This window comes from Enterobacter hormaechei subsp. xiangfangensis, assembly GCF_001729785.1.
Lineage (GTDB): Bacteria > Pseudomonadota > Gammaproteobacteria > Enterobacterales > Enterobacteriaceae > Enterobacter > Enterobacter hormaechei_C.
Genome location: NZ_CP017183.1, coordinates 937948 through 964629, shown reverse-complemented (window position 1 = coordinate 964629; position 26682 = coordinate 937948). Strand labels below are relative to the sequence as shown.

23 protein-coding genes are annotated in these 26682 nt (G+C 53.1%); 9 read left to right on the top strand and 14 right to left on the bottom strand.

Annotation, left to right across the window (positions count from 1 at the left end; translation table 11 throughout):
• The first annotated feature begins 246 nt into the window (after positions 1–246).
• The gene (pepD, locus tag BFV63_RS04480; protein WP_048241343.1) at positions 247–1704 is read left to right on the top strand and encodes a cytosol nonspecific dipeptidase; all 1458 of its coding nucleotides are present in this window, start codon (positions 247–249) and stop codon (positions 1702–1704) included.
• Between the two features lie 55 nt (positions 1705–1759).
• Here the strand turns inward: pepD and dinB are convergent, their stop codons facing one another.
• From dinB to BFV63_RS04440, 8 genes are all read right to left on the bottom strand, one after another.
• A complete protein-coding gene (gene dinB / locus BFV63_RS04475) occupies positions 1760–2818 on the bottom strand; it encodes a DNA polymerase IV (protein WP_003863209.1) in 1059 nt (352 codons plus the stop codon).
• Positions 2819–2925: 107 nt separating this feature from the next.
• Positions 2926–3126, bottom strand: coding sequence for a (Na+)-NQR maturation NqrM (gene nqrM / locus BFV63_RS04470; protein WP_003863212.1), 201 nt, complete (start codon positions 3124–3126; stop codon positions 2926–2928).
• Between the two features lie 2 nt (positions 3127–3128).
• The gene (gene nqrF / locus BFV63_RS04465) at positions 3129–4352 is read right to left on the bottom strand and encodes an NADH:ubiquinone reductase (Na(+)-transporting) subunit F (protein WP_023315477.1); all 1224 of its coding nucleotides are present in this window, start codon (positions 4350–4352) and stop codon (positions 3129–3131) included.
• Positions 4353–4362: 10 nt separating this feature from the next.
• Positions 4363–4959, bottom strand: a complete 597-nt coding sequence (nqrE, locus tag BFV63_RS04460) for an NADH:ubiquinone reductase (Na(+)-transporting) subunit E (RefSeq protein ID WP_003863217.1) — start codon at positions 4957–4959, stop codon at positions 4363–4365.
• 6 nt (positions 4960–4965) lie between these two features.
• Complete coding sequence (locus BFV63_RS04455; protein WP_003863219.1) at positions 4966–5604, bottom strand: NADH:ubiquinone reductase (Na(+)-transporting) subunit D; 639 nt, start codon at positions 5602–5604, stop codon at positions 4966–4968.
• On the bottom strand, positions 5597–6391 hold the full coding sequence (locus BFV63_RS04450) for a Na(+)-translocating NADH-quinone reductase subunit C (RefSeq protein ID WP_045895633.1): 795 nt from the start codon (positions 6389–6391) through the stop codon (positions 5597–5599). The genes BFV63_RS04455 and BFV63_RS04450 overlap by 8 nt, the downstream gene beginning before the upstream one ends.
• A complete protein-coding gene (locus BFV63_RS04445; protein ID WP_048241344.1) occupies positions 6384–7619 on the bottom strand; it encodes an NADH:ubiquinone reductase (Na(+)-transporting) subunit B in 1236 nt (411 codons plus the stop codon). Before BFV63_RS04445 ends, BFV63_RS04450 begins: the two co-directional genes overlap by 8 nt.
• 2 nt (positions 7620–7621) lie before the next feature.
• A complete protein-coding gene (locus BFV63_RS04440; protein WP_045337368.1) occupies positions 7622–8965 on the bottom strand; it encodes a Na(+)-translocating NADH-quinone reductase subunit A in 1344 nt (447 codons plus the stop codon).
• Between the two features lie 300 nt (positions 8966–9265).
• Between BFV63_RS04440 and dpaA the strand changes: the two genes are divergently transcribed.
• Positions 9266–10006, top strand: coding sequence for a peptidoglycan meso-diaminopimelic acid protein amidase (gene dpaA / locus BFV63_RS04435; RefSeq protein ID WP_023315473.1), 741 nt, complete (start codon positions 9266–9268; stop codon positions 10004–10006).
• On the opposite strand, the gene BFV63_RS04430 is transcribed toward dpaA, so the two are convergent.
• The gene (locus BFV63_RS04430) at positions 9977–10744 is read right to left on the bottom strand and encodes a class II glutamine amidotransferase (RefSeq protein WP_017383120.1); all 768 of its coding nucleotides are present in this window, start codon (positions 10742–10744) and stop codon (positions 9977–9979) included. The genes dpaA and BFV63_RS04430 overlap by 30 nt on opposite strands.
• 48 nt (positions 10745–10792) lie before the next feature.
• A complete protein-coding gene (gene lpcA / locus BFV63_RS04425; RefSeq protein WP_003863232.1) occupies positions 10793–11371 on the bottom strand; it encodes a D-sedoheptulose 7-phosphate isomerase in 579 nt (192 codons plus the stop codon).
• 239 nt (positions 11372–11610) lie between these two features.
• Between lpcA and fadE the strand changes: the two genes are divergently transcribed.
• The 7 genes from fadE (at position 11611) to BFV63_RS04390 (ending at position 22475) form a co-directional block, all read left to right on the top strand.
• Positions 11611–14055, top strand: a complete 2445-nt coding sequence (fadE, locus tag BFV63_RS04420) for an acyl-CoA dehydrogenase FadE (RefSeq protein WP_048241346.1) — start codon at positions 11611–11613, stop codon at positions 14053–14055.
• Between the two features lie 108 nt (positions 14056–14163).
• A complete protein-coding gene (locus BFV63_RS04415) occupies positions 14164–14940 on the top strand; it encodes an amidohydrolase (RefSeq protein WP_048241348.1) in 777 nt (258 codons plus the stop codon).
• A 452-nt stretch (positions 14941–15392) separates the two neighbouring features.
• The gene (locus BFV63_RS04410) at positions 15393–16055 is read left to right on the top strand and encodes a helix-turn-helix transcriptional regulator (RefSeq protein WP_023315470.1); all 663 of its coding nucleotides are present in this window, start codon (positions 15393–15395) and stop codon (positions 16053–16055) included.
• Between the two features lie 187 nt (positions 16056–16242).
• Positions 16243–16878 (top strand): hypothetical protein, encoded by a 636-nt coding sequence (locus BFV63_RS04405; protein ID WP_023324197.1) that lies wholly within the window; start codon positions 16243–16245, stop codon positions 16876–16878.
• A gap of 252 nt (positions 16879–17130) precedes the next feature.
• Positions 17131–19380 (top strand): type I secretion system permease/ATPase, encoded by a 2250-nt coding sequence (locus BFV63_RS04400; RefSeq protein ID WP_048241349.1) that lies wholly within the window; start codon positions 17131–17133, stop codon positions 19378–19380.
• Positions 19377–20726, top strand: coding sequence for an HlyD family type I secretion periplasmic adaptor subunit (locus tag BFV63_RS04395; protein WP_072203140.1), 1350 nt, complete (start codon positions 19377–19379; stop codon positions 20724–20726). The genes BFV63_RS04400 and BFV63_RS04395 overlap by 4 nt, the downstream gene beginning before the upstream one ends.
• Before the next feature lie 3 nt (positions 20727–20729).
• Positions 20730–22475, top strand: a complete 1746-nt coding sequence (locus BFV63_RS04390; RefSeq protein WP_023315466.1) for a TolC family protein — start codon at positions 20730–20732, stop codon at positions 22473–22475.
• Between the two features lie 70 nt (positions 22476–22545).
• Here the strand turns inward: BFV63_RS04390 and BFV63_RS04385 are convergent, their stop codons facing one another.
• From BFV63_RS04385 to BFV63_RS04370, 4 genes are read right to left on the bottom strand one after another with little or no spacing between them, the layout of a single operon-like run.
• Positions 22546–23547 (bottom strand): YcdU family protein, encoded by a 1002-nt coding sequence (locus BFV63_RS04385; RefSeq protein ID WP_023324195.1) that lies wholly within the window; start codon positions 23545–23547, stop codon positions 22546–22548.
• 10 nt (positions 23548–23557) lie between these two features.
• Entirely contained in the window at positions 23558–24490 is a 933-nt protein-coding gene (locus BFV63_RS04380) for an ACP S-malonyltransferase (protein ID WP_023315464.1), read from the bottom strand.
• A gap of 10 nt (positions 24491–24500) precedes the next feature.
• A complete protein-coding gene (locus BFV63_RS04375) occupies positions 24501–25889 on the bottom strand; it encodes a hypothetical protein (RefSeq protein WP_023315463.1) in 1389 nt (462 codons plus the stop codon).
• A complete protein-coding gene (locus tag BFV63_RS04370; protein ID WP_032628354.1) occupies positions 25886–26644 on the bottom strand; it encodes an outer membrane lipoprotein-sorting protein in 759 nt (252 codons plus the stop codon). Before BFV63_RS04370 ends, BFV63_RS04375 begins: the two co-directional genes overlap by 4 nt.
• Between the last annotated feature and the right edge of the window lie 38 nt (positions 26645–26682).

Genomic DNA, 26682 nt, shown 5'->3' with positions numbered 1-26682 from the left:
GCCTGTTTATATACGGCTTAAAAAAAATGAGGGTGAACCAGGTTGCGCGAGATTATAGAGATCTGACGCACTAAAAACCAGTGTTACGCGCCATGAGCCTGAGTTTTTACATGCTTAATGCTACCAGCCACGGGAGAAAGTGGTATTCTCAGTTGCATCTCGCAAGCCTGACTTGTGGTAACGATTAACCTGCTAACCCTGTGACCTGCAACATTGTTTTGCAGCGCAACGACAAGGAGACCTATCGTGTCTGAACTGTCTCAATTATCTCCACAGCCGCTGTGGGATATTTTTGCCAAAATCTGCTCCATTCCGCACCCTTCCTATCACGAAGAACAGCTTGCCGAACATATTATGGGCTGGGCAAAGGAAAAAGGTCTGCACGCTGAACGCGACCAGGTTGGCAATATTCTTATCCGCAAACCTGCCACCGCAGGTATGGAAAACCGTAAGCCAGTGGTATTGCAGGCGCACCTGGACATGGTTCCGCAGAAAAACAACGACACCGTTCACGACTTCACAAAAGACCCGATTCAGCCGTACATCGACGGCGAGTGGGTGAAGGCGCGGGGCACGACCCTGGGCGCAGATAACGGCATTGGTATGGCTTCCGCGCTGGCCGTGCTGGCTGACGACAGCGTTGAACACGGTCCGCTGGAAGTGCTGCTGACCATGACTGAAGAAGCGGGCATGGATGGCGCGTTCGGTCTCCAGGCAAACTGGCTGCAAGCGGACATTCTGATCAACACCGACTCCGAAGAAGAAGGTGAGATCTACATGGGCTGCGCGGGCGGGATCGATTTCATCTCTACCCTGCCGCTGTTCCGCGAAGCGATCCCTGCTGGATTCGAGACCTTTAAGCTGACGCTGAAAGGGCTGAAAGGCGGTCACTCCGGCGGTGATATTCACCTGGGCCTGGGCAACGCCAACAAACTGCTGGCGCGTTTCCTGGCGGGCCATGCCGCTGAACTGGATCTGCGTCTGGTGGACTTCAACGGCGGTACTCTGCGTAACGCGATCCCTCGCGAAGCCTTCGCTACCTTGGCAGTGCCTGCGTCGAAAGCGGACGAACTGAAAAAACTCTCCAGCGTGTATCTGGAGATCCTGAAAAACGAACTGTCTGCAAAAGAGAAAAACCTGACGGTGGTGCTGGAGTCCGTTACGACGGATAAAGCCGCGCTGACCGCACAGTCTCGTGACACGTTCGTCCAGCTGCTGAACGCAACGCCAAACGGCGTTATTCGCAACTCTGACGTGGCGAAAGGCGTGGTGGAAACCTCCCTGAACGTGGGCGTGGTGACCATGGGTGACGACAGCGCAGAGATCATCTGCCTGATCCGTTCCCTGATCGACAGCGGTAAAGAGTACGTTGTGAGCATGCTGGAATCTCTGGGTACCCTGGCGGGCGCGAAAACGTCTGCAAAAGGCAGCTACCCGGGCTGGCAGCCGGATGCAAGTTCTCCGGTCATGGCACTGGTGCGTGAAACTTATCAGCGACTGTTCAACAGCACCCCGAACATTCAGGTTATTCACGCGGGTCTGGAGTGTGGTCTGTTCAAGAAACCGTATCCGGATATGGACATGGTCTCCATTGGGCCGACCATCACCGGGCCACACTCCCCGGATGAGCAGGTTCATATTGAAAGCGTCGGTCACTACTGGACGCTGCTGACTGAGCTGCTGAAAGCAATCCCTGCGAAGTAATTCGCCGTCTGTTGCCCGGTGGCGCTACGCTTACCGGGCCTACAATTAGCGTAATCTACAGTCCCAACACCAGCTGACGCTCCAGCTGCGGATCCAGCAAGGTGACGTGCAGCCCCACCAGCCTCACCCCTCGCCCGCCCCGCCGTTCTTCCCATGCCTTTTTTGCCGTCGCGATAAGATCCTCTTTGTTGAGGCGTGGCCAGACGTGTTCCTGCGTCGTTTGCTGAAAATCGTTAAATTTCAGTTTGATGCCCTGCCGGGCAATAAGCAGATCCGGTTTGACCTTCAGTAAGCGTCGTTCAAGTTCAGGATAGAGTTGTTCCGTAATAATGGTTTCACATTCGGTCCAGTCATGGATATCTTCACTCAGCGTGCGTTCAACGCCGACCGATTTACGCAGCCGTTCGTTGTTCACATCCCGGTCATCAATGCCCTGACTGCGTTCCCACAGTACGCGGCCAAACTTGCCAAAACGCTTAAGCAGCAGCGCCAGATCGCTGCGCTGAACGTCTTCGCAGGTGCGTAGCCCCATACTTTCCAGCTTCGCGGCGGAGACTTTGCCCACTCCGGGGATTTTGCTGAGCGGCAGCGTCTTTAAAAACGCCGAAACTTCTTCCGGAGTGATAACGTACTGGCCGTTGGGCTTATTTAAATCGGAGGCGATTTTGGCGAGAAATTTGACCGGCGCGACACCCGCCGATGCCGTCAGGTTCAGCTCGTTGAAAATAGTCTGGCGGATCTCCTGCGCCATCAGGGTGGCGGAGCCGTGGCAGTGCACGCTGTGGGTGACATCCAGATAGGCTTCATCCAGCGATAACGGTTCAATCAGTGAGGTGTAGCGGGAAAAGATCTCCCGAATGTGGCTCGATGCTTCTTTATAGGCATCAAAACGTCCGGGCAAAAGAGTGAGATGCGGGCACAGTTTCAGCGCCATCGCTGTCGGCATGGCGCTGCGCACGCCGTATTTGCGAGCAGGATAGTTGGCGGTGCTGATGACACCGCGCTGTACCCGGCTGCCGCCAATGGCAATGGGAATATCCCGCAGCGCCGGGTTGTCACGCATCTCCACTGCGGCAAAAAAGCAGTCCATATCGACGTGGATTATTTTGCGCATAGTAAGCCCTCACTCGTTACTGGATAAGTATACAGTAAACAAATGAGGGTTGAGAAGTGTGCATGGGAATTGTCGGGTGGCGGCGTTGCCTTACCCGACCAGGAAGACTAAATAATGCGTTGCTGCTCGCGAGCCATCCGCTTTTTCCGCGCATCGCACGGTTCCGGACAATCGCACACTTTTTCCATTCCGATGGAAGAGATGCCTCCGCAACTGCCCTGAATGCTTTTACGCTTGATGATCCAGCCTAAGGACATGCCGAAGATCACCAGCACAAACACCGCAAAGGTCGCCAGAAAGGTCAGCATAATCAGCCTCCGAAATCATCGAGCATGATGTTCTCATCTTCCACGCCAAGATCTTTTAGCATCTTAATCACGGCCGCGTTCATCATTGGTGGACCACACATATAGAACTCGCAGTCTTCCGGTGCCGGGTGCTGTTTGAGGTAATTTTCATACAGCACGTTGTGGATGAAGCCCGTATAGCCTGTCCAGTTATCTTCCGGCTGCGGATCGGATAACGCCACATGGAAGGTAAAGTTAGGGTTATCACGTGCCAGTTGTTCAAACTCATCGTCATAGAACATTTCGCGCAGTGAACGCGCTCCGTACCAGAAGCTGATCTTGCGCTTGCTGCCAAGTCGTTTGAGCTGGTCAAAGATATGCGAACGCATCGGCGCCATACCCGCTCCGCCGCCGATAAAGACCATCTCCGCGTCAGTATCTTTGGCAAAGAATTCGCCGAACGGGCCGGAAATCGTCACTTTGTCGCCAGGCTTGAGGGACCAGATATAGGATGACATGACGCCAGGGGGGGCATCAGGCACATTCGGTGGCGGCGTGGCGATACGCACGTTGAGCATAATAATGCCCTTCTCTTCCGGGTAGTTAGCCATGGAATAGGCGCGGAGCGCGGGCTCTTTTACCTCGGAAACGAAGCGGAAGAGGTTAAATTTATCCCAGTCGGCCCGGTACTCTTCGGGCACGTCGAAGTCAGCATACGCGACGGTGTGTGCCGGACATTCAATCTGGATATACCCACCCGCACGGAACGGGACGCTCTCCCCTTCAGGGACACGCAGCTTGAGCTCTTTAATGAACGTGGCTTTGTTATCGTTAGAGATAACTTCGCACTCCCATTTTTTCACGCCGAAGATCTCCTCCGGCAGCTCAATCTTCATGTTCTGGCGCACAGCGACCTGACACGCCAGACGGCATCCCTCTTTCGCTTCACGCTTCGTAATATGGGACAGTTCCGTTGGCAGAATATCACCGCCGCCCTCTTTCACCGTCACACGGCACTGGCCACAGGAGCCACCGCCGCCACAGGCAGACGAGACAAAAATCCCGTTGCCGGAGAGCGTGTTAAGCAGCTTATCCCCTGCCGGGGTACGGATCTGATTCTGCGGATCGTCATTGATATCAATGATCACATCCCCGGAATTGACCAGCTTCGCACGCGCCGCCAGGATCAGCCCTGACAGCACCAGTACTATCAGCGTGAACATCACCACGCCAAGAATAATTTCCATTTGTTAGCCCTTATAGCTGCACACCGGAGAAGGACATAAAGCCCAACGCCATCAGGCCGGTGGTGATAAAGGTGATCCCTAAGCCACGAAGCCCCGCAGGTACGTTGGCATATTTCATTTTTTCACGGATCCCCGCCATGGTAACAATCGCCAGCATCCAGCCGATACCGGAACCGAAGCCATACACAACCGATTCACTGAAGTTGTAATCACGCTGAACCATAAAGGAAACACCGCCAAAAATGGCGCAGTTCACGGCGATCAGCGGCAGGAAGATCCCCAGCGCGTTGTACAGCGACGGGAAGTATTTATCGAGGATCATCTCCAGGATCTGAACAAGCGCCGCAATCACTCCGATAAAGGTGATGAAGTTCAGGAAGCTAAGATCAACCCCCTCCACCAGCGCGCCATCGCGCAGCACGAAGTTGAATACCAGGTTGTTAATCGGAACGGAAAGCCCCAGCACAACGGTAACTGCCACGCCCAGACCAAATGCCGTCGATACCTTTTTAGAAACGGCAAGGAACGTACACATGCCCAGGAAGAAAGCGAGCGCCATGTTTTCAACAAACACCGCGCGCACAAATAAACTCAGGTAATGAGCCATTGTCGGTTACTCCTTTTCCTGCTGTTCAGGCTTCAACGTACGAATCAGCCAGATCAGCAAACCGATAATGAAAAATGCGCTTGGGGCCAGCAGGAACAGGCCGTTCGGCAGATACCAGCCGCCGTTCTGTACCGTATCCAGCACCGGAATGCCAAACAGCTTGCCGCTGCCAATAAGTTCGCGCAGGAAACCAACCGTCAACAGGATTACGCCGTAACCCAGGCCGTTGCCGATACCGTCCATAAAGCTCGCCAGCGGCGGCATTTTCATCGCATAGGCTTCAGCACGCCCCATCACGATACAGTTGGTGATAATCAGGCCGACAAACACCGAAAGCTGCTTCGAGGTTTCATAGGCGAAGGCGCGCAGGAGCTGATCGACCACGATCACCAGCGAGGCGATGATCGCCATCTGCACGATGATCCTTACGCTGTTGGGTATGTGGTGGCGGATCATTGAGATAAACATGCTGGAAAAAGCTGTCACCAGCGTTACCGCCAGCGTCATGACCACCGCCGTTTCCAGCTTGGTGGTGACCGCCAGCGCCGAGCACACCCCCAGCACCTGAAGCGTTATCGGGTTATTGGCTAACAGCGGGCCAATCAGCACCTTTTTAACTTCTTTCAGTTCACCCGTATCAGCCATTATTCAGCGCTCCTTCACGTACATTCTTCAGGAAGGGACCAAAGCCCAGTTCACCCATCCAGAAATCAAAGCTGTGCTGCACACCGTTTGAGGTGAGCGTGGCGCCGGAAAGGCCATCAACGGCAAATTCATCGCCGGGACGCGCGCCCCCTTTTACCACCTTCAGCGCAGGCTGGCCGTTGTCGTCGAGCACTTTTTTACCAACAAACTGTGCCCGCCAATTAGGGTTCTCAACTTCGCCCCCCAGCCCCGGCGTTTCGCCCTGATCGTAATAAGTAATGCCTTTAACCGTACGGCCGTCGGTATCCAGCGCCACAAAGGCGTACATCATTGACCATAAACCGTTGCCATAGATGGGCAACACGATTTTCTGAATGCGTTTTTGCTCGTCACGGACGAGGTAAATCTCCGCGACATTGCTGCGGCGCTTAATGCCTGCCGGATCCTGCGAGGCGTCAAGCGTGGTGCTCATTTGCGGATCTTTTAGCGCCAGCGCCTGGTTGTATTTCGCCGGGTCTTTATCCATTAACTCCCCGGTTTTTAAATCCACCAGCCGTGCGGTAATACGTTCGGCAAACACCGCTGCGACGTCATCCTTCGTCATGCCTTCCTGTATCAGTCCAGCCACGGCCAGGATGTTACGCTGTTTATCCAGCGCTCGTTGTTCCTGCTGGAGAGGTTTTAACCCTACGGCAGAACCGGCCACGACAATGGAACAAACCAGACACAGTACCAGCACCACCAGCAGCGTTTTGCTGATGCTGTCGTTATTTTTGATCTCAGCCACGCGCCTTCCTCCGCTTAATGTTGGCGCGCACGACCAGGTAGTCGAACAGCGGCGCAAACAGATTGGCAAACAGAATGGCCAACATCATCCCTTCCGGATAAGCCGGGTTGACCACGCGAATCAGTACACACATCACCCCAATGAGCGCGCCGTAACACCATTTACCTCTGTCGGTAAACGAAGCCGAGACGGGATCGGTGGCCATGAACATCATGCCAAACGCAAAGCCCCCCAGCACGAGGTGCCAGTACCACGGCATGGAGAACATCGGGTTTGTGTCTGAACCAATGAAGTTGAAAAGCGTGGCGGTGAGTACCATCCCGAGCATGACGCCAGCGACAATGCGCCAGGACGCCACGCGGCCAAAGAGGATGATGGCCCCGCCGATCAAAATCATCAGGGTAGACACTTCACCGATGGAGCCTGGAATATTGCCGATAAACGCATCAAACCAGGTGACAGGCTGTCCGGTTGCATTATTGACCAGCGTTTCGCCGCCGCCAGCCGCCCACTGTGAAAGTGGCGTCGCGCCGGAGAATCCGTCTGCTGCCGTCCACACCAGGTCGCCCGAGATTTGCGCCGGATAAGCAAAGAACAGGAATGCGCGCCCTGCCAGTGCCGGGTTGAGGAAGTTGCGTCCGGTCCCGCCGAAGATCTCCTTGGCAATCACCACGCCAAAGCTGATCCCCATCGCCGCCTGCCAGAGCGGCAGCGTTGGCGGAACAATCAGCGCAAACAGAATAGAGGTAACAAAGAAGCCCTCGTTGATCTCATGTTTGCGAATAATGGCGAACAGCACCTCCCAGAAACCGCCCACGATAAAGACAGTCATATAGATGGGGAGGAAGAAGACAGCGCCCAGCGTCATCATGCTGATCCAGCCGGCATCTGCCGCAAAGCTCACCCCCAGCGACTGTGCCAGACGATAGTGCCAGTCAGACCGAATCACCTGCGCCAGCTGCTCTGCATCATACATATGGTGCAGCGCCGGAATAGTTTGCAACCCAACGTTATACATCCCCCAGAACATGGCCGGGAAGACCGCAAACCAGACCAGAATCATCATTCGCTTGAGGTCGATGGCGTCGCGAACGTGCGCCGCGCCTTTCGTTACCAGACCCGGCGTGTAGAAAATGGTCGTTGTCGCTTCATACAGCGGGTAGTACTTTTTGAGCTTCCCTTCGGTAAAGTGCGGCTCAATTTTTTCAAAGAGGTGTTTTAAGCCCATGTTTATCCTTCCTGCTCAATGCGGGTTAACACCTCGCGCAATACGGGTCCATATTCGTATTTACCTGGACACACATAGGTACACAGCGCCAGATCTTCTTCGTCCAGCTCCAGACAGCCCAGCGCCTGGGCACCGTCGGTATCACCGGCCAGGAGATCCCGCAGCAGCACGGTGGGCAGAATATCCAGCGGCATCACGCGTTCGTAGTTGCCAATCGGAACCATGGCGCGCTCACCGCCGTTGGTGCTGGTGGAGAAGTTAAACAGCTTATGACGCAGGAAGTGGCCGAGCGTGGTGCGGGTTACCGAGTATTTTTCTGCGCCAGGCAGTACCCAGCCGAACAGCTCTTTATCGCGTCCTTCAAGCACCACACTCACCTGAAGATGGAAACGACCCAGCCAGGCCATCGGGCCTGTCGCGTGCCTGCCGCTCAGCACCGAACCGGAAATAATACGGTTTTCACCCTCTTTCGTTTCGCCAGCCAACAGCGCCGTCAGGTCAGCCCCAAGCAGCGTGCGAACCAGACGCGGTTGGGTTGCCTGAGGGCCGCCGATGGCAATAATGCGTTCTGCGCACAGCTCACCCGTGGTGAACAGCTTACCGATAGCGATCACGTCCTGATAATTAAGATGCCAGACCTGTTTCGTCAGGCTTACCGGCTCCAGGAAATGAATATGCGTTCCCACCAGCCCCGCCGGATGCGGGCCGGCAAATTCATTAAAGGCCACCTGCCCTTGCGGATGACCGCCCAGCTTACCGCCGCAGGCCTGGCAGACATGCACTTTGCCCGGCGTCAGGCGTGTTAACACGGCGAGGCCGGCATCGAAAGCTTTTCGTTCCGCCAGGATAAGAGGCTGCGGATCTGCGCTGAGCGGGTTGGTGTCGATGGCCGTAACGAAGATAGCGGCCGGCACAGTGCCTGGCACGGGCGTTTTGCTATAGGGCCGCGTGCGAAGCGCCGTCCACAGTCCCGACTCCAGCAGTTGCGTCTGCACCACGTCGTGGCTGAGGGTGGCGAGATCGGCGGCGTCAAAACGCGCAAATTCGCGTTTCTCATCACCTTCAATTTGAATAACAACCGATTGCAGGACGCGACGCTCACCACGATGGATGGCAACAACGGTGCCGCTGGCTGGGGCTGTAAACATAACGCCAGGATTTTTTTTATCCTCGAAGAGTGCCTGGCCTTTTATTACGCGATCGCCTTCCTGTACCAGCATCGCAGGACGCATGCCCACGTAATCATCACCTACAATGGCGACATGATGAATACTGGCGCCGGTGGTAACGTGCTGTTCAGGCACGCCAGAGATTGGCAGATCGAGTCCTTTTCTGATTCTAAACATGTGGTTAGCAGGTATCCATGAACAACAATCCAGAGAGACCGGAGTGTACCATTTTAGGCCCTGCCAGGGGCAGCAAATCCGCCGTCTGGCGCGCCGAAATGCGAGCTATTGCGCAAAGTTCCTGGAGTCAGGACAATGTGAATGGGTTATAAAGTAAAACTAATTTGTAAACGCAAAGGTTGGCTCTTGCGAAAATCTCCATCGGTGCTAATGTGAGCGCTCCTGTCCAGATTAGTCTGATTTCGGGTGTCTTTTGCCGTTCTGGCAAGTTGGTCATTGTTTTATCAAGGAACCAGTAGTATGCGTAAAATCGCATTGTTCATTGCGATGCTTCTGATACCGTGCATGTCGTTTGCCGGGCTGCTTGGCAGTAATAGTTCAACGACGCCGATCAGTAAAGAGTATAAACAGCAGTTGATGGGATCCCCGGTTTATATTCAAATCTTCAAGGAAGAGCGCACACTCGATCTGTTTGTCAAAATGGGCGAGACGTATCAGCTGCTCGATAGCTACAAAATCTGTAACTATTCTGGCGGGCTGGGGCCGAAACAGCGGCAGGGTGACTTCAAAAGTCCGGAAGGGTTTTACAACGTTCAGCGTAACCAGCTAAAACCGGACAGCCGCTTCTATAAAGCGATTAACATCGGTTTCCCCAATGCCTTCGACCGTGCGCACGGTTACGAAGGGAAATACCTGATGATCCACGGCGCCTGCGTGTCTGTCGGCTGTTATGCGATGACGGATTCCGGCATTGATGAAATCTTCCAGTTTGTCACGGGCGCACTGGTCTTCGGTCAGCCGAATGTTCAGGTCAGCATCTATCCGTTCCGTATGACGGATGCGAACATGGCACGCCATAAGTACTCTGTTTACACAGATTTCTGGAAACAGCTAAAACCGGGCTATGACTACTTCGAGCAGACCCATAAGCCGCCGGTGGTGTCCATCGTCAATGGCCGTTACGTGGTGAGTAAACCGCTCAGCCATGAAGTGGTTCAGCCGCAGCTGGCGTCAAATTACGCGGTCCCCGAGACAAAATAGCGCCCACTCGCCTGGCATGATCTTTTGCCAGGTTTCGTTGCCCGTCAGCGGCTGCGTTGCAATGACAGTGACCACATCGTTCGGTGTGGTCTCCTTCTGAAAATCAATTTCCACATCCTGATCGAGCAGCGTGGCGACGCCAAACGGCGCACGTCGGGTGATCCAGAACAGATTTGTCGAGCAGAACGCCATCACGTAGCGCCCGTCAGACAGCAGCATATTAAAGACGCCCTTCTCGCGTAACTCAGACGCCAGTGACGCTATGTATTTAAAAACGGCGGTCATGTTGCCGGGCGTACGGGGGTAGCGCTCGGTCAGCTTGTGCAGCAGCCAGCAAAATGCTTTTTCGCTGTCCGTTTCACCGACAGGACGAAAATTGCCGGTTTCCAGTGATTTATAGCCCGAGAGCTGCCCGTTGTGCGCATAGGTCCAGTTACGGCCCCACAGTTCACGGGTAAACGGATGGGTATTTTCCAGCGCCACTTCGCCGCGATTGGCCTGGCGGATATGGGCGATCACCGAACAGGATTTAATAGGATAGTCCTGCACCAGTCTGGCAATGGGTGAGTTAAAGCTGGGCTGTGGATCTTTAAACGTGCGGCATCCTTTGCCTTCGTAGAAGGTAATGCCCCAGCCGTCTTTATGCGGCCCGGTTCCTCCACCGCGCTGAACCAGCCCGGTAAAACTAAAGCAGATATCGGTTGGCACATTGGCGCTCATCCCGAGCAGTTCGCACATAGATCACCTCCACAACAGCGGGGGGCACCGGCGCCCCCCAGCGAAGTCTTACTTAACCATCTCTTTTTCGATCAATTGGATCAGGATGTGGATCACTTTGATGTGAATTTCCTGAACGCGATCGGCATAACCGAAGTGTGGAACGCGGATTTCAATGTCCGCTGTACCGTCCATCTTACCGCCATCTTTCCCGGTCAGGGTGATCACTTTCATGCCCTTCTCACGCGCGGCGGCGATCGCTTTGATCACGTTAGCGGAGTTACCGGACGTGGAGATACCGAGAAGCACATCGCCTTCACGGCCTACGGCTTCAACGTAGCGGGAAAAGATGTGGTCGTAACCAAAGTCGTTGCCTACACAGGAGATGTGGCTCACGTCGGAAATCGCAATCGCCGGGTAGCCCGGACGGTTTTCGCGATAGCGTCCGGTCAGCTCCTCGGCGAAGTGCATGGCGTCACAGTGGGAACCGCCGTTACCGCAGGAGAGCACTTTACCGCCGGCTTTGAAGCTGTCGGCAAGCAGGACCGCCGCGCGCTGAATAGCGTGAATATTGGCATCATCTTTCAGAAAGTTCGCCAGCGTTTCCGCCGCTTCGTTCAGTTCGTTACGAATAAGATCCTGGTACATGAGGATAATCCTTCAGTATTGATGAAATAACACAGTGGAGTGTACCGGATAGCAGTAAAAGCGAGAAGCTAAAGCCATGCGAATCGTCCGGCGTTTTGATTTTTTGTGCCGGCTAAAACGCGAACAATGTGAACCAGGTTGTAATTATTTTGTAAACACATTGCTAAAGGAAATGACATCAACTACAACCATATCATCACAAGTGGTCAGACCTCCTACAAGCAAGGGAGCTTTTCTTTATGATGATTTTGAGCATTCTCGCAACCGTTGTACTGCTCGGTGTGTTGTTCTATCACCGTGTCAGTTTATTCCTGAGTAGCCTGATTCTTCTGGCCTGGACGGCTGCACTTGGCGTCGCTGGCCTGTGGAATATCTGGGTTCTTGTTCCCCTGGCCATCATTTTACTGCCGTTTAACCTGACGCCGATGCGTAAGTCGATGATCTCTGTGCCGGTGTTCAGGGGATTCCGTAAAGTGATGCCGCCGATGTCGCGTACAGAGAAAGAAGCGATTGACGCCGGTACGACCTGGTGGGAAGGCGATCTGTTCCAGGGCAACCCGGACTGGAAAAAGCTTCACAACTATCCACAGCCGCGTCTGACCGCCGAAGAACAGGCCTTTATTGATGGTCCGGTAGAAGAAGCGTGCCGCATGGCAAACGACTTTGCCATCACTCACGAAATGGCCGACCTGCCGCCTGAGCTGTGGGCATACCTGAAAGAGCATCGCTTCTTCGCGATGATCATTAAGAAAGAGTATGGCGGTCTGGAATTCTCCGCTTACGCTCAGGCTCGCGTGCTGCAAAAACTGGCGGGTGTCTCCGGGATCCTGGCGATTACCGTTGGCGTGCCAAACTCCTTAGGCCCGGGCGAGCTGTTACAGCATTACGGTACAGAAGAGCAGAAAGATCACTACCTGCCGCGTCTGGCGCGTGGCCAGGAAATTCCGTGCTTCGCGCTGACCAGCCCGGAGGCGGGCTCTGATGCCGGCGCGATCCCCGATACCGGCGTGGTTTGCATGGGCGAGTGGCAGGGCCAGCAGGTGCTGGGCATGCGCCTGACCTGGAACAAACGTTATATCACCCTCGCGCCTATCGCCACGGTGCTGGGCCTGGCGTTCAAACTCTCTGACCCGGAAAAACTGCTGGGCGGTGAAGAAGATCTGGGCATTACCTGTGCGCTGATCCCAACCTCGACCCCAGGTGTTGAGATTGGTCGCCGTCACTTCCCGCTGAACGTACCGTTCCAGAACGGTCCTACCCGCGGTCAGGATATCTTTGTCCCGATTGATTACATCATCGGTGGCCCGAAAATGGCCGGTCAGGGCTGGCGTATGCTGGTAGAATGTCTGTCTGTGGGCCGCGGCATTACCCTGCCGTCGAACTCAACCGGCGGTCTGAAATCGGTGGCGATGGGGATTGGGGCTTACGCGCATATCCGCCGTCAGTTCAAAATCTCCATCGGCAAGATGGAAGGTATCGAAGAGCCGCTGGCGCGTATTGCGGGCAATGCCTACGTGATGGACGCCGCAGCCTCGCTGATTACCTACGGAATTATGCTGGGCGAAAAACCCGCCGTGCTGTCGGCAATTGTGAAATACCACTGTACCCACCGTGCACAGCAGTCAATTATTGATGCAATGGATATCGCAGGCGGTAAAGGGATCATGCTCGGTGAAGGCAACTTCCTGGCACGCAGCTATCAGGGCGCTCCGATTGCCATCACCGTTGAAGGGGCAAACATCCTGACCCGCAGCATGATGATCTTCGGTCAGGGCGCCATTCGCTGCCATCCGTACGTGCTGGAAGAGATGGCCGCCGCGCAGAATAACGACGTGGATGCCTTTGACAAGCTGCTGTTCAAACATATCGGTCACGTGGGCAGCAATGAAGTGCGCAGCTTCTGGCTCGGCCTGACGCGCGGCCTGACCAGCGCGACGCCAACCGGCGATGCGACCAAACGTTACTACCAGCACCTTAACCGTCTGAGCGCCAACCTGGCTCTGCTGTCTGACGTCTCGATGGCCGTTCTTGGCGGAAGCCTGAAGCGTCGCGAGCGCATCTCTGCCCGTCTGGGCGACGTGCTGAGCCAGATCTTCCTGGCCTCTGCGGTTCTAAAACGTTACGACGACGAAGGCCGTCAGGAAGCGGATCTGCCGCTGGTGCACTGGGGTGTACAGGATGCGCTGTATCAGGCAGAACAGGCTATTGACGTCCTGCTGGCGAACTTCCCGAACCGCTTCGTGGCAGGTGCCCTGCGCGTCGTGATCTTCCCGACCGGTCGTCATCACCTGGCGCCGTCCGACAAGCTGGATCACAAGGTAGCGAAGATCCTCCAGGTACCGAGCGCAACCCGCTCTCGTATTGGTCGGGGTCAATATCTGGCACCTACCCCGCATAACCCGGTAGGTTTGCTGGAAGAGGCGCTGCTGGACGTGATGGCCGCCGACCCGATTCACCAGAAGATCTGCAAACAGCTGGGCAAAAATCTGCCGTTTACACGACTGGATGAGCTGGCAAAACAGGCGCTGGCGGGTGGCATCATCGACAACAGCGAAGCTGCGATTCTGGTGAAAGCCGAAGAGAGCCGTCTGCGCAGTATTAACGTGGATGATTTCGAACCAGAAGAGCTGGCGACACAGCCGGTAAAGCTGCCGGAGAAGCACCGCAAACCTGAAGCCGCATAAGACGTTCAGCGTCCATCAACCCCGCTCCGTGCGGGGTTTTTTAATGCCACATTTTCTCGTAATGACGTGCTACAGTGTCAAAAAGCGATCTTTTAAGGAGTCGGTATCGTGCCTGGTTTGAAGATTTCTGTTTTGCAGCAGCCTTTAGTTTGGATGGACGGTCCAGCCAACCTTCGCCATTTCGATCGCCAGCTCGAAGAGATTAGCGGTCGCGATGTGATTGTCCTGCCGGAGATGTTCACCACGGGTTTTGCGATGGAGGCTGCAAAACAGTCGATGCCGCAGGACGAGGTTGTGGCCTGGATGCACGCCAAAGCGCAGGAGACAAACGCGCTGATTGCCGGTAGCGTCGCCCTCCAGACCGAACGCGGGCCGGTTAACCGCTTCCTGCTGGTCGAGCCAGAGGGAAAGGTGCATTTCTACGATAAGCGCCACCTGTTCCGCATGGCGGATGAGCATCAACATTATGTAGCCGGAAACGAACGCGTGGTGTTTGAATGGCGCGGCTGGCGTATTTTGCCGCTGGTCTGTTATGACCTGCGCTTCCCCGTCTGGTCCCGCAACCGCAACGATTACGACCTGGCGCTGTATGTTGCCAACTGGCCTGCGCCACGTTCACTTCACTGGCAGGCGTTATTAACGGCGCGGGCAATTGAAAACCAGGCTTATATTGTGGGATGTAACCGCGTAGGCACGGATGGTAACGGACACCATTATCGCGGCGACAGCCGGGTAATAAGCCCGCAGGGAGAAATTATTGCTACAGCCGAGCCGCATCAGGCCACGCGAATTGACGCCGAGCTTTCGTTAACTGCGCTAACGGAATATCGCGAGAAGTTTCCGGCCTGGCAGGATGCCGATCGTTTTAGCATAGAAAATAAATAAAGGACATCGTCGTTTACTTTAGCCAGGTCGTACGAGAACCTAATGCGCGACCTGGTAAATAAGCAATATTTACATTCACACTGAATCTGACGTTCCCGCCCACCCCCTATTTTCTTTTTATCGAAACATTCTATTCCAACCTTATAAAGTTTAGTCCTTCAATGTTTAACATTATGTTAATTGCAATAGCATTACCAAGTGAAAAAAAATAACCACCCATTAACAAAACAGAAGAACAACAACCCAAAAACCCGTAAATCGGCCATTTAAGAAAACATGTAAGCACTTGAAAAATATAGACTTAAATCTTAAATGCAGCCTGAAAAGGTGTGTTCAGACTATTTAATTAAGACTTATACCAGGTATTCAGTATGATGCCTCACATCAAACGACGAGGTTGATGCTTCGTCCAAAACTAATATCGTGCTTAATCATCGCGTATAAGGTGTAATATGTTATTTCACACTAATAACTCTATTTATTTATCTCATAATGATGGTCAGCAGGTGAGCCACACGCCGTCGATGCATTGCTATGGTTGTGTGAAAAAATGCCTGTTTGGTGACGCTGAAGCGTGCGCTCGTAAAACCTGCACAGGACTTGAATGCTATATTTGGCCTGATAACAATTCTTACCTTGTAGAAGGTATCCGGCACTATTTTGAATGTGTGAGCGACAAATATATTTCTCAGCCAGTCGTGATTATTGATTTTAGCCATAAAAATATCACCTATTTTCTGAACGATAGCTGGCTCGAACAATTCAAAAATATGCGCCTTATCCTCGTCACTGACAAAAAGATGACGGCGATTGCCCATTACTGGTTCTATAACGATACGTTAGAGACCACCATCAGCTCTATTATCTTTTATGATGATTCCGCTGAGGAGGTTGCCACGAAACTGAAGAAAACGTTCCTGGCAAAAACGATCAAACCATCCGGGAGTAGGCCAAAACTGAGCCAGAATGAATTCAGCCTGTTTTCGTTCTTGTTCAATGGATGGACACCTAAAAAAATCGCGTATCAGAACGGTACTAGCGTCAAAAACACCTATGCCATGAAAAACAGAATTGAGCGCAAACTGGGAGTTTCAATCACCCGCCTGGTGAATTAGCCTTAAATGGTATTGCGTAAAAAAATCGACAATCACGGATGGGGATTAATTTCTGTAGAAAATTCCTGGATAAACGATGCTTTATCTCATCACAACTCGTTTTTTTCCTTAATGCATTATTAATATAAATATTGATATATTATAGTAGATTTAACATTTATAATTTTAACGCATAGAGTTTTATCACATGGATATCGTTACTATTAGACATATTGAGCACAACGACAACACTATGCGCTGCTATGGGTGTATGAATAAATGTGTTTTTCCTTCTTTTCGTACTGAACAACAGGGCGAGTGTAATGGTTCTGAATTTTATATCTGGCCTGAAAATAACTCTTTTTTGATAGAAGGTATATTACAATACTTTAACAACATTACGGTTAAAATCATTTCTCAACCCATTGTAGTCATTGATTTTAACTATAAGAATATAAATTTTTTCTTAACAAACAGCTGGTTAGATCGTTTTAAAAACGCAAGACTGATCCTGATAACTGATAAAAAGATGGCCGCGATTGCCCATTACTGGTTTTATAACGACACAAGCGAAACAATAATCAGCACCGTCATTTTTCATGATGATATTATTGATGATATAAAATTTAAAATTCGCCAGTCGTTCCTTGGCAAGATAACGCGACCTTCGGAGAAGAAAGCCAAACTTAGTGCAAATGAATACGCCCTGTTTTCTGAATTGTATAAGGGACAACTCCCGAAAAAGATAGCCATGAAGAATGCTACAAATGTTAAAAACATTTACGCCATGAAGATAAGAATCGAGAACAAGCTGGGCGTACCTATTTCAAGGCTCGCCAGTTAACCCTCAGTTCAAAAAACCTGAAAAAACATAAACCTGGATCAATCCACATATAATATTCTTAATCATGCAGTGGTTTATCTTTATTGTGTACATATACGGCTAACTTTACACTACGATATTGCCAGCGCTTGTAATTTCACTATAACCATCAGCCATAAACTTCGTACTTACGGATGTTCTTGGTCAATTTTAATAGCATGCCTTCACTTTATTTTTAAAGTAAGGAACGTAACTACAGGTCTGGATTCGATAATGAATACGCATCTTTCCACCGTAAAATTTAATTCAGAGCACGATTTCAATAATATTGAAGAACCCAGAAAAGATTCTCTTCTGTGGGGTGTTGAATGGCTTTGTGCACATCACGCTAAGTATGCCAGCAAAGAAGTTCTTTACGCTGGCTTGCCGAAAAGCGACAAGCTTGAGCCGGAAATGGCTTTGCGTATGCTCGACCAGATGGGGATATCTGCTGGCTGGGTAAAACGCGATCTTAATTCAATATCGTCCTGGCTCTTTCCGCTGCTGATCGCCCGCAAAGATGGAACGTATTGCATTATTACCGCGCGTAACGGTAAACGCGGACAATTCACCTATCAGATCGTGGTGCCTGAAAACGAAGGAATACTTACCGTTTCAGCGGCTGATTTGCTGGAAGTTTACGGCGGCTATGCCCTTGTCACCACGCCAAAACCCAGTCTGGATGCGCGTGCCGACGATCTTCTCTTACCGAAAGCGCAGAATGAAGGTCACTGGCTTTATTCTACGCTGTGGCGCTACCGCCACTATTTTTACAGCGCTGCGCTGGCGGCACTGCTGGCAAATATACTTACGCTGGCTGGCACCTTCTTTACGATGAACGTCTATGACCGGGTGATCCCGACGCAGGCCTATGTCACCCTCTGGTCGCTGGCTATTGGCGTCGTGATTGCCAATATATTTGAGTTTTCCAGCCGCCAGATCCGCGCATACCTGATCGATATCGCGGGGAAAAAGGCAGACCTGATCCTGGGCGCGAAGCTTTTTCGCCAGGTGATGTCTATGCGCATGGAATATAAACCACAGTCTTCCGGGACCTTCGCTAACCAGCTGCGCGATTTTGAGGCAGTACGGGATTTTATTACCTCTGCGACGCTCGCCACGCTGTCCGACCTGCCCTTCTGCGTGCTGTTCATGTTCATCATTTATATGATTGGCGGTCCGCTTGCCGTGGTGCCCCTGGTGGCAATGCCGCTCATTTTAATTGCCAGCATCGTTATTCAGTGGCCGCTGGGTCGCTATATGGAAGAAAACGTTCGCGAGATTTCGCTCAAGCAAGGCCTGCTGATTGAAAGCATTGAGGGACTTGAAGCCCTGAAAGCTGCGCAGGGTGAAGGCGTTATGCAAAAGCGCTGGGATGATTTCAGCGCGCTGGCTGCCGCTTCCTCCATGAAAACCCGCAACCTTTCCATGCTGACAACCAATTTTGTCTCCTTCGTTCAGCAAATTACCACGGTCTGTATTGTTGTGCTGGGTGTGTATTTGATCCACGCGGGCGAGCTCACGATGGGCGCCATGATTGGCGTAGTGATCCTTTCCAGCCGTTCTCTCGCCCCGCTGGCATCCGTTGTCGGGCTGGCGTTGCGTTATCAGCATGCCAAAACGGCCCTGAAATCGCTTAACCAGCTGATGGATACCCCCACTGAACGCGATTCCTTAATTACCTATCTACCAACGCCGAATTTCACGGGCAGCATGCGCCTGCACAAAGTGGGGTTCACCTATCCAGTGCCGGGAATGATGGTAGCCCCGCGCATTCTCGAGAATATCAATATCAATATTGAAGCCGGTGAGCAGATTGCGATTCTGGGCAGGATCGGCAGCGGGAAGTCTACCCTGCTGCGGGTGATGGCGCGCCTGTATCAGCAGAGCAGCGGGCAGATATTCATTGATGAAGTTGATGCAACCCAGGTTGATCCGGCGGACTGGCGTGCGGCCGTAGGCTATGTCGGGCAAGACTGCCGTCTTTTTTACGGCACGCTGCGTCATAACATCATTATTGGCAACCCGGGCGTAAGCACGGAAGAGTTTCTGCGCGTGGTTCGCCTGACCGGGCTGGATCAGGTCGCAGCCAGACACCCGCTGGGTTTTGACATGCCCATTGGTGAAATGGGGAACTGCCTGTCGGGTGGACAAAAGCAGCTCGTTGCACTGGCCCGCTGCCTGTTGCTAAGGCCGAAGATTTTACTGATGGATGAACCGACCAGCTCCATGGATGCGATGACGGAGACGTTATTCCTGCGGCGGTTAAAAGAGGCCACAAAGGGGCAAACGCTGATCATTGTCACGCATCGCATGTCCGTACTCAGTCTGGTTGAACGCCTGATTGTGCTGGAAGACGGGCACGTTGTGAAAGACGGGGCAAAAGATCGGGTCATGGAAAGCCTGAATGAGAACGTGCTGAAGAAAAAACAAACGATGCATTCGGTTGAAGAAAAGCAACAGGAACAAGGTGTGAAGGGATGATGAACGAGGACGATGTGAATCAGAACGCCTCAAAAGGAGAGGCCGATAGCGGAGCGGGAGCTTCCTCCACGGCGTTGAGAAAAATTGAGGGCGGCGCCGGAAAAACAGCGCTGGCGGAGCAAAAACCGCAGCCGACAGGAAAGGTAAAAGCGGACGATCTGAAATTCATGCATGACCTGCAGGGCGCCCTGATCGCGCAGAAAACCCCTTTCAGCATGATCATGCTCTATACCATCACGATGGTTGTCGTCGTCGCGCTGGTGTGGGCACATTTCGCTCGCGTTGAAGAGATTACGCGTGGCGATGGAAAAGTCATCCCGGCCAGCCGTGAGCAGCTTATTCAGAGCCTGGAGGGGGGCATTCTTGAGGAGCTGAACGTTCAGGAGGGCGATATTGTCGAGAAAGGACAAATCCTGCTGAAAATCGACCCCACGCGTGCCGGCGCCAGCTACGGTGAATCGCTTTCAAAAGTTCAGGGGCTGAAGGGCAGCATTGCTCGTCTCAGGGCTGAAGCCTATGACACTCCCCTGACCTTCCCGCCGGAAATTGCAGGAATTGAGTCCATCGTGCGTGATGAGACGCAGGCCTATAACGCGCGCCTCAAAACCCTGAATGAAAGCGTACAGGCATTGCAGCGCAGCCTGGCACTGGCGCAAAACGAGGTCAGCCTTTCCGAGCCGCTGGCTCGCAAAGGGCTGATGTCCGATGTGGAGATCCTGCGCCTCAAGCGTCAGGCCAACGAGTTCAGCCTGCAAATTGCCGAACGGACCAACCGCTTCCGCTCTGATGCCAACAGCGAGCTAAACCGTCTGGAATCTGAACTGGCGCAGGCGGAGGAGATCCTGCGCGGACGTCAGGACGTGATGAACCGTACTACCGTTGTCGCCCCCGTGCGCGGCACGGTAAACAATATCCGCGTGACCACGCGCGGCGGAGTTATACAGCAGGGAGCGGAGATCATGACCATTATTCCGCTCGAAGATAACCTGCTGGTCGAAGCCAAAATTAAACCCTCTGATGTGGCATTTATTCATCCGGGTCTTCCCGCGACGGTAAAAATTACCGCCTACGACTACGCCATTTACGGCGGCCTGACCGGCGTCGTCGAACACCTGAGTTCAGACACGCTAATTGATGAAGAGAAAGCCCGTCAGGGACGTGGTGATTCGACCTATTACCGGGTCTTTGTCCGTACAAACCGGGCGGCGCTACAGGTTAAAGATAAAGCGTTCCCGATCATTCCGGGGATGGTGGCAAACGTTGAAATCAGAACCGGGGAGAAGACCATTTTGTCTTACATCCTCAAACCAATACTGAAAGCGCGTGAAGCATTCAGGGAGAGATAATTTATGGTTAAGGCACGTAAAGAGCGCCGTTGGGCCAGGGTTGCAGCCGCGGTTGCACTCTGTTTGCCCTGCTCTTCTTTTGTCACCCCGCTTCACGCGGCTGACGCGGCGCAGATCAAAAACATCCCGGCCTCGCTGCCACCTATGCGCACGCAGTCAGAACTAAACCGCGCATCGCAAACGCAGCCGGTAGCACGCGCGCGTTCTCAGAATGCCGCGCCTGCCACATCCTTGCCTTCTATGCGCACGCAGTCGCAATATGCCAGTACGTCCAAAGCCGTGCCGACTCGGGCCTTCTCCGCGCCGCAACCTGAGCGTTATGCCACCGCACAGCAGGCCGCAGCGCCAATGTCGAAGCCGCAAAGCACGGCGGGTAACAGGGCAGCACTGAAAAAGAATTACGACTTCTTCCCGGCCGTCACCGAATACTATGAGCCCGATCCGGCCTATGCCACAGTTCGTCGCCACAGCGCGTCGGCAAATAGTCGCGCCACCAGCGGCATGGTGCAAGGCAACTTCAACGGCACCAGCACCAGTGATTCGCGGGAGTTTCTTCGCAGCATGGTCGCAAGAGCGCTGGCGTACAGCCCCGAACTTCGTGCAGCCTCCTCTGAGGTTCTGGCCTCGGATTATATGGTGGATCAGGTCAAAGGCCAGCGTTTGCCCCAGGTGCGGCTGGGCGTAACCTCGCCGTTGACGACGATGGGTGGAGATCGGCAGGCTTCTTCCAACAACACGCATTTTAGCGACTCCAGCGGAACCGTATCCGTTAATACCCCGATCATCGACTGGGGCAGGATCGGTAATCAGGTGGATAACTCGCTGGAGACGGCCAAGGCCGCTCGTTATTCAAAAGAGTATTCCCGGGAGCAGCTGGCCTATAACACCGTGTCTGAACTGATGAATATGAGCCGCTATGAGCAAAGCCGAATAGTGGCGAAGCATTACGTTGGTCGGATGAAAGAGCTGGTTAATATGCTGTCGCAAATTACCCAGGCGGACCGCGGCAGAGAGAGCGAACTGGTACAGGCAAAAGCGAAACTGATGTCTGCACAAGCGAGCATGGACAATATCGAACATCAGCTGAGCGCGAGTAAAATTAAGCTGGTGCGCCTGCTTGGCGCAGAGCCATCGCTACCAGACGATCTCAACTGGCAGGATACGATTATTCCGGCATCGGTCGCCATTGCGTCGCTGGATAAGAACCCGATGATGCTGAACCTGCAAGCAAAAGTCCGCGCTGCGGAATATGAAGCGGAGAGCATTAAGGCCGCGGCGCTGCCGCAGGTCAACTGGGTGGTATCTAAAAGCACAGCCAAAGACAGCAACGGCAACGAAAGCGGCTGGTATACCGGCCTTAACGTCGAATGGGAAGCGTTTAGCGGCGGCTCTCAGCGTGCCGCTCAGATGACGGCCCGCGCCAAAGCTAACGTCGCGCAGCAGCAGTATGAGGTGAGTTACCGCGACCTGGAATATCAAATCAACTATCAGGTGCAGGTCCGTGATTCGTCATTCCTGCGCGCCGATGACTACGATCGTCTCTCAGGCGAAACAGACCGCGTGCGTCAGATGTTCTACCAGCAGTGGTATCACCTGGGCAAACGAACGCTGCTTGACGTTTTGACCGCTGAAAACGACCACTTTAACAACCAGCTCTCCGCCATTAATAATCGCTATGACGGATACATTTCCAACGTAAATGTTATTGCCAGCGCCGCGATGATGCTGTCCTGGATGCGAATAACCTGAATCGTATCGACCTGATAAAAAGCCAGACCGTCAGTAATGACGGTCTGGCTTTTTTATTGCCTCTGACGTCTTACCACAGCGGGTTTTCTTTATCGATCTCCGCCCAGCGCAGATACATATCGCTCGACATCATGAAATCGTTATGCCATTTCCACCACGTATGGAGAGCGTAATAGGCCAGGCAAGGGAGGTAGCTGAGCAGGAAGTACACTTCAAACCATACCTTCCATCCGAGCAGGGTAAGCAGCAATCCGACAATCGCCGACCAGGCAAACTCCACACACAACAGCATCACCAGCCTCAGCCACAGCGGTTTCTCAGACAAAGCCCGCCAGGGGATCGCCGGAGAGAAAAAGAGATCGATCTCGTTAAGGAAAAGGTGCCCCAAAAAGATATATCGCTTCGTGAACCGTAAAAACAGAAGATTGATTGCCAGCACCACCGCACAAAGCACCAGCATGGTAATGATGGACTCGAGGGTGAAGTACCGGCCATAGCGCTCAAATTGCTCACTGTTACGTAAGGGACTAATTGTCAGCAGGTTCATCACGATGGACAGGGTAATGGCGATGGCCAGATACTGGGACAAACGCTTATATTTCCCTTTATCCCTTGTCGATGCGATGACCTGTCGAATGTAGATCGTGCGCATCGCGGCGAACATTCCCCAGATAATCAGCGGGGCAACGATGGTCAGCGTCAGCAGCACGATGTCCGGCTGAGCCAGGGTAAGCATCAGTGCACTAATGCCAGCGAAAACCAGCGTGGCGATAACCATAGCAACGAGAGGATCGTAAACAATCGGAGCCGTCGGCCGGGCCTCTTTCTTGAGAAAAATGGACAAGTCGACATTCTTAACCACGCACTTGTACGCCCAGAACGCCTTGAGGTCGGCAGTGAAGCTATACAGTATCAGCGCAAAAATAGCGCTCGCCAGCCAGACATCCTGTCGGGTAAAGGAGAACCCGGCATTTTTCCAGTAAAAGCCCAGCAGCACAAACGTCACGATATAGATAAAAAGAAGGTTCCTTTTATCCTGAAAGCGAATGAACGTTAAATAATCTGGAATCATATCTCGACCTTTACATCTCTAATGCTTTTCTACAGTGCAGAACGCGTTCGGCATTAAAACCGACGAAATCATTCAGCATTTGGCCAAGATAAGGTTTGTTACTCATCTCCAGGAACAGCGGGCTGCCTGGCTGTTCGATAAACCGCGTCATGGATTCACGCCATTTGACCGTGTGGGTCAGGTGCAGCGAGAGGTTTTCCTTAATGGCCTCCGGAACGATTTCTATTTTGCCCGTCACGTTCATCAGCACGTCGTACGCGGGTGAGGTGAAAGGCTGTCCGGCGAGAAAATCGCGCATCAGCTGTACGCCCTCTTCCATCAAACGCGTGTGCCACGCGCCGCTGACGCCGAGCTTAATCGGCTCATAGCCTTCGTCCACCAGCACCTTAGCGAACTCGCTAAGCGCAGCCGGTGTCCCGCCGATAACTTGCTGACGCGGGGTATTATCACAGCTAATATCCAGCTCAAACCCGTAGCGGGTGATGATGTTGCTCAGGGCGGCAAAATCCGCCCCCTTCAGCGCAATCATCGCGCCCTTCTGCCTTTTGCTGACCGCATCCATGGTGCTGGCGCGAAAATGGAGGGTGCGGAAAAGCGTCTCCAGCGAGATCGCACCCGCAGCGTAAAGCGCACTGTATTCCCCCACGCTGTGGCCACAGGCTCCCGTCACCCGAAGCGCCGGAAAACGCTCGCGGCAAAGGGTATACAGCGATACGTTAATTGCCGTGACGGCCAGCTGTTGCACTGTAGTCTGAATCAGTCTGTTCATCGGCCCCTTTAGGCAGAGTCGGCGCAAATCAAGCCCAGAAATATCGCTGGCACAATCCCAAATCTGTTTCGTCGTTGAATTCAGATCCCAGAGATCGCTACCCATCCCAATCACTGGATTCCCTTGCCCGGAAAACAGCAGCACGACAGGCTGCGATGCGTTATTAAGCGTCATTGTCATTTCCTTATAAATAATACTTAAAGCCAACATAGCCACCGGCGACATCGCCGAAGAAGGCAAACTCAGAATTTGCGCTACCCAGTGCTGAATAGACGCCGGTATAGGCCTCCAGCTGGTCATCAATAAAGGTCAGCGGTGCGCTGAGGTGTAGCCCCGTCAGGGTGCTTTGATCCATCAGGTTGAGGATCAAATAGGGTTGCGCGGCGATCTGATGCGTGAACTGCACGCTGGACCAGGCGTTGAGATAGTGTTTCCCCTGCAGCATGCCTTTATTGCCCGTATTGCTTATCTCGGAGGCCATCAGGTACTTGTAGGAATCAAATGCCCTGTCGAGCGGCGCATAGCCTGTCGCGGTGTTCAAAAAGGTCATCAGGTCACGCTGTTTATTCCACTCAGAGCGCGAATAGCCTTCGCTCTGGTAGTAATATTCCAGTCCAAACACGTTGAAGGTATCGGAGGTGTATTGCGCACCAACGGCCACCTCCACGCCCTGTTTATCCTCTGTTTCATACAGCGAGTCGGGGAATTCATATCGCGCCAGCTCAGCAGTTTTTTCGTCCGACAGATGGCGCCAGCGCTGCTCCGCATGCCACGCCACTTCGGCACTGATGGTGAGCTGCGGGGTGTAGTGGTAACTGTCTGAAAGCGCAACCGAATGCGAATCGCCCATCAGAACGCGCATACCCGGCGTATGGTCACGGAAGGCGTGAGAGGTATAGCCCAGCAGCCATGACTCACTGCTGTTGCCGCGCTGGTTTGCAGACCAGTTTCCGGAGGTCAGATAATATTTATCAATTGAGGCCAGCTTCGGAATCACCGTCAGCGAGAACGACTCATCCCGGTTGTCCATCGACAGCGTTGCCGCCCATGAAGAGGACTGATAAGCCGTACGGAGCTCGGGATCGTAAATCCGCGTTGGTTTTGCTCCGTCGTAATAATGCGGCGTGAGATCGGAAGGCGAGCGCAGGAAGAAGAGCCCTTGCCTGGCCTGGAGTTTGCCAACCTCAAGCTGCAGGCTGTCCGACACGGTATAGGCAAGCTTGAGCCGCTCAATTAGCAGACGCGAGCGGCGATCGTCCTCTTCAAATGCCCCGAGCTTGCGCGGCGTGTACCAGGTCAGCCCATAGACGGAAAAGTCCAGATCAAGCGCATTATCAATCAACGAGCAGCGACTTGAAACATTCACTCCGGCATCGTTATAGATATTGTGTCTGGTATATGGGTTTCGACCATTGATTCGCCAGTCTGAAATCTGTTTTTTAACGGCGGACACCTGCTCATATAACGTCACGGACGTGTTTTTTGCGACGTCATTACCCGAGAGGCAGTCAGCAAACACGCTTACCGGCAGAGCAGAAAGCACGAGGGTTAATCCGGTCAACGTGCGCTTCATTTCACACCTCGCTGAATAGACTCGCGAGTGAACGCCGATTCAGGTAACGACTCCAGACGGACGTCGCTGTACTCCATGACGGAATAACTGTTACCGTGACGCACCTCTTTCACTGTAATTTTCATCGGCCGCATCTTGCCTAATACCATTTGGAAATCCTGATATAAAACTTCTTTAATTAACTTATTATCCAGAGAGAAATAGGCCGCCTTATACGGACGGTTATCTCCCATGCTTTCGACGTAATACATCACCTTCGGCCAGGTGACCTCCGCAGATTTGCGGACCAGCTCCAGCACGTAACACCGCGCCTCACCGCAGGCAGTTTCTCCCTTAAGCGAGGCGTCGTAGGCATATTCAAAGTTGGTGACAATCACGTCGCCATTGGATATTTGCCCAATCAGCCGCTGCTGGCGTGAGACGGGAACCGGACGGCGCAGTTCAGGGGTGTAGAACCATAGATCGTACCAGTCTGAGAGCAGCACTTTGCCCTTGTCGCGCGGGGGATAAACAAAGCGCGCCAGGGAGCGGGCATCCGCTTTGATTTCCCCCTCTGGTTTCATAAAGCGCATGGAAATATCCAGCACCTGTTTATTTTCGGGCCGTGTGGCGCCCGCTTTAAATTCATGAATAGTGAGGGTGTAGCGAAACGGCTTATTTGGCGAACGGACTTCATCCGCACGGCGAATAATTTCCAGCGCGCGTTCGTCAGCCGCGGCAGAATAAGCCGCTGCTGAAAAGAGGCACGCCCCCATCAGGAGATGAGCAATAACACGAACTTTCATATCGTTTC

Bases quoted from the DNA above. Each gene is read 5' to 3' on its own strand.
- nqrF (WP_023315477.1), bottom strand. From the start codon at position 4,352: ATGGAAATTATTCTTGGCGTGGTGATGTTCACGCTGATAGTACTGGTG.
- BFV63_RS04410 (WP_023315470.1), top strand. From the start codon at position 15,393: ATGTTATTTCACACTAATAACTCTATTTATTTATCTCATAATGATGGT.
- BFV63_RS04395 (WP_072203140.1), top strand. From the start codon at position 19,377: ATGATGAACGAGGACGATGTGAATCAGAACGCCTCAAAAGGAGAGGCC.
- BFV63_RS04400 (WP_048241349.1), top strand. From the start codon at position 17,131: ATGAATACGCATCTTTCCACCGTAAAATTTAATTCAGAGCACGATTTC.
- BFV63_RS04390 (WP_023315466.1), top strand. From the start codon at position 20,730: ATGGTTAAGGCACGTAAAGAGCGCCGTTGGGCCAGGGTTGCAGCCGCG.
- BFV63_RS04385 (WP_023324195.1), bottom strand. From the start codon at position 23,547: ATGATTCCAGATTATTTAACGTTCATTCGCTTTCAGGATAAAAGGAAC.
- nqrM (WP_003863212.1), bottom strand. From the start codon at position 3,126: ATGCTGACCTTTCTGGCGACCTTTGCGGTGTTTGTGCTGGTGATCTTC.
- BFV63_RS04440 (WP_045337368.1), bottom strand. From the start codon at position 8,965: ATGTTTAGAATCAGAAAAGGACTCGATCTGCCAATCTCTGGCGTGCCT.
- BFV63_RS04455 (WP_003863219.1), bottom strand. From the start codon at position 5,604: ATGGCTGATACGGGTGAACTGAAAGAAGTTAAAAAGGTGCTGATTGGC.
- dpaA (WP_023315473.1), top strand. From the start codon at position 9,266: ATGCGTAAAATCGCATTGTTCATTGCGATGCTTCTGATACCGTGCATG.
- BFV63_RS04405 (WP_023324197.1), top strand. From the start codon at position 16,243: ATGGATATCGTTACTATTAGACATATTGAGCACAACGACAACACTATG.
- BFV63_RS04380 (WP_023315464.1), bottom strand. From the start codon at position 24,490: ATGACGCTTAATAACGCATCGCAGCCTGTCGTGCTGCTGTTTTCCGGG.
- dinB (WP_003863209.1), bottom strand. From the start codon at position 2,818: ATGCGCAAAATAATCCACGTCGATATGGACTGCTTTTTTGCCGCAGTG.
- BFV63_RS04430 (WP_017383120.1), bottom strand. From the start codon at position 10,744: ATGTGCGAACTGCTCGGGATGAGCGCCAATGTGCCAACCGATATCTGC.
- BFV63_RS04445 (WP_048241344.1), bottom strand. From the start codon at position 7,619: ATGGGCTTAAAACACCTCTTTGAAAAAATTGAGCCGCACTTTACCGAA.
- BFV63_RS04370 (WP_032628354.1), bottom strand. From the start codon at position 26,644: ATGGGGGCGTGCCTCTTTTCAGCAGCGGCTTATTCTGCCGCGGCTGAC.
- BFV63_RS04375 (WP_023315463.1), bottom strand. From the start codon at position 25,889: ATGAAGCGCACGTTGACCGGATTAACCCTCGTGCTTTCTGCTCTGCCG.
- fadE (WP_048241346.1), top strand. From the start codon at position 11,611: ATGATGATTTTGAGCATTCTCGCAACCGTTGTACTGCTCGGTGTGTTG.
- lpcA (WP_003863232.1), bottom strand. From the start codon at position 11,371: ATGTACCAGGATCTTATTCGTAACGAACTGAACGAAGCGGCGGAAACG.
- nqrE (WP_003863217.1), bottom strand. From the start codon at position 4,959: ATGGCTCATTACCTGAGTTTATTTGTGCGCGCGGTGTTTGTTGAAAAC.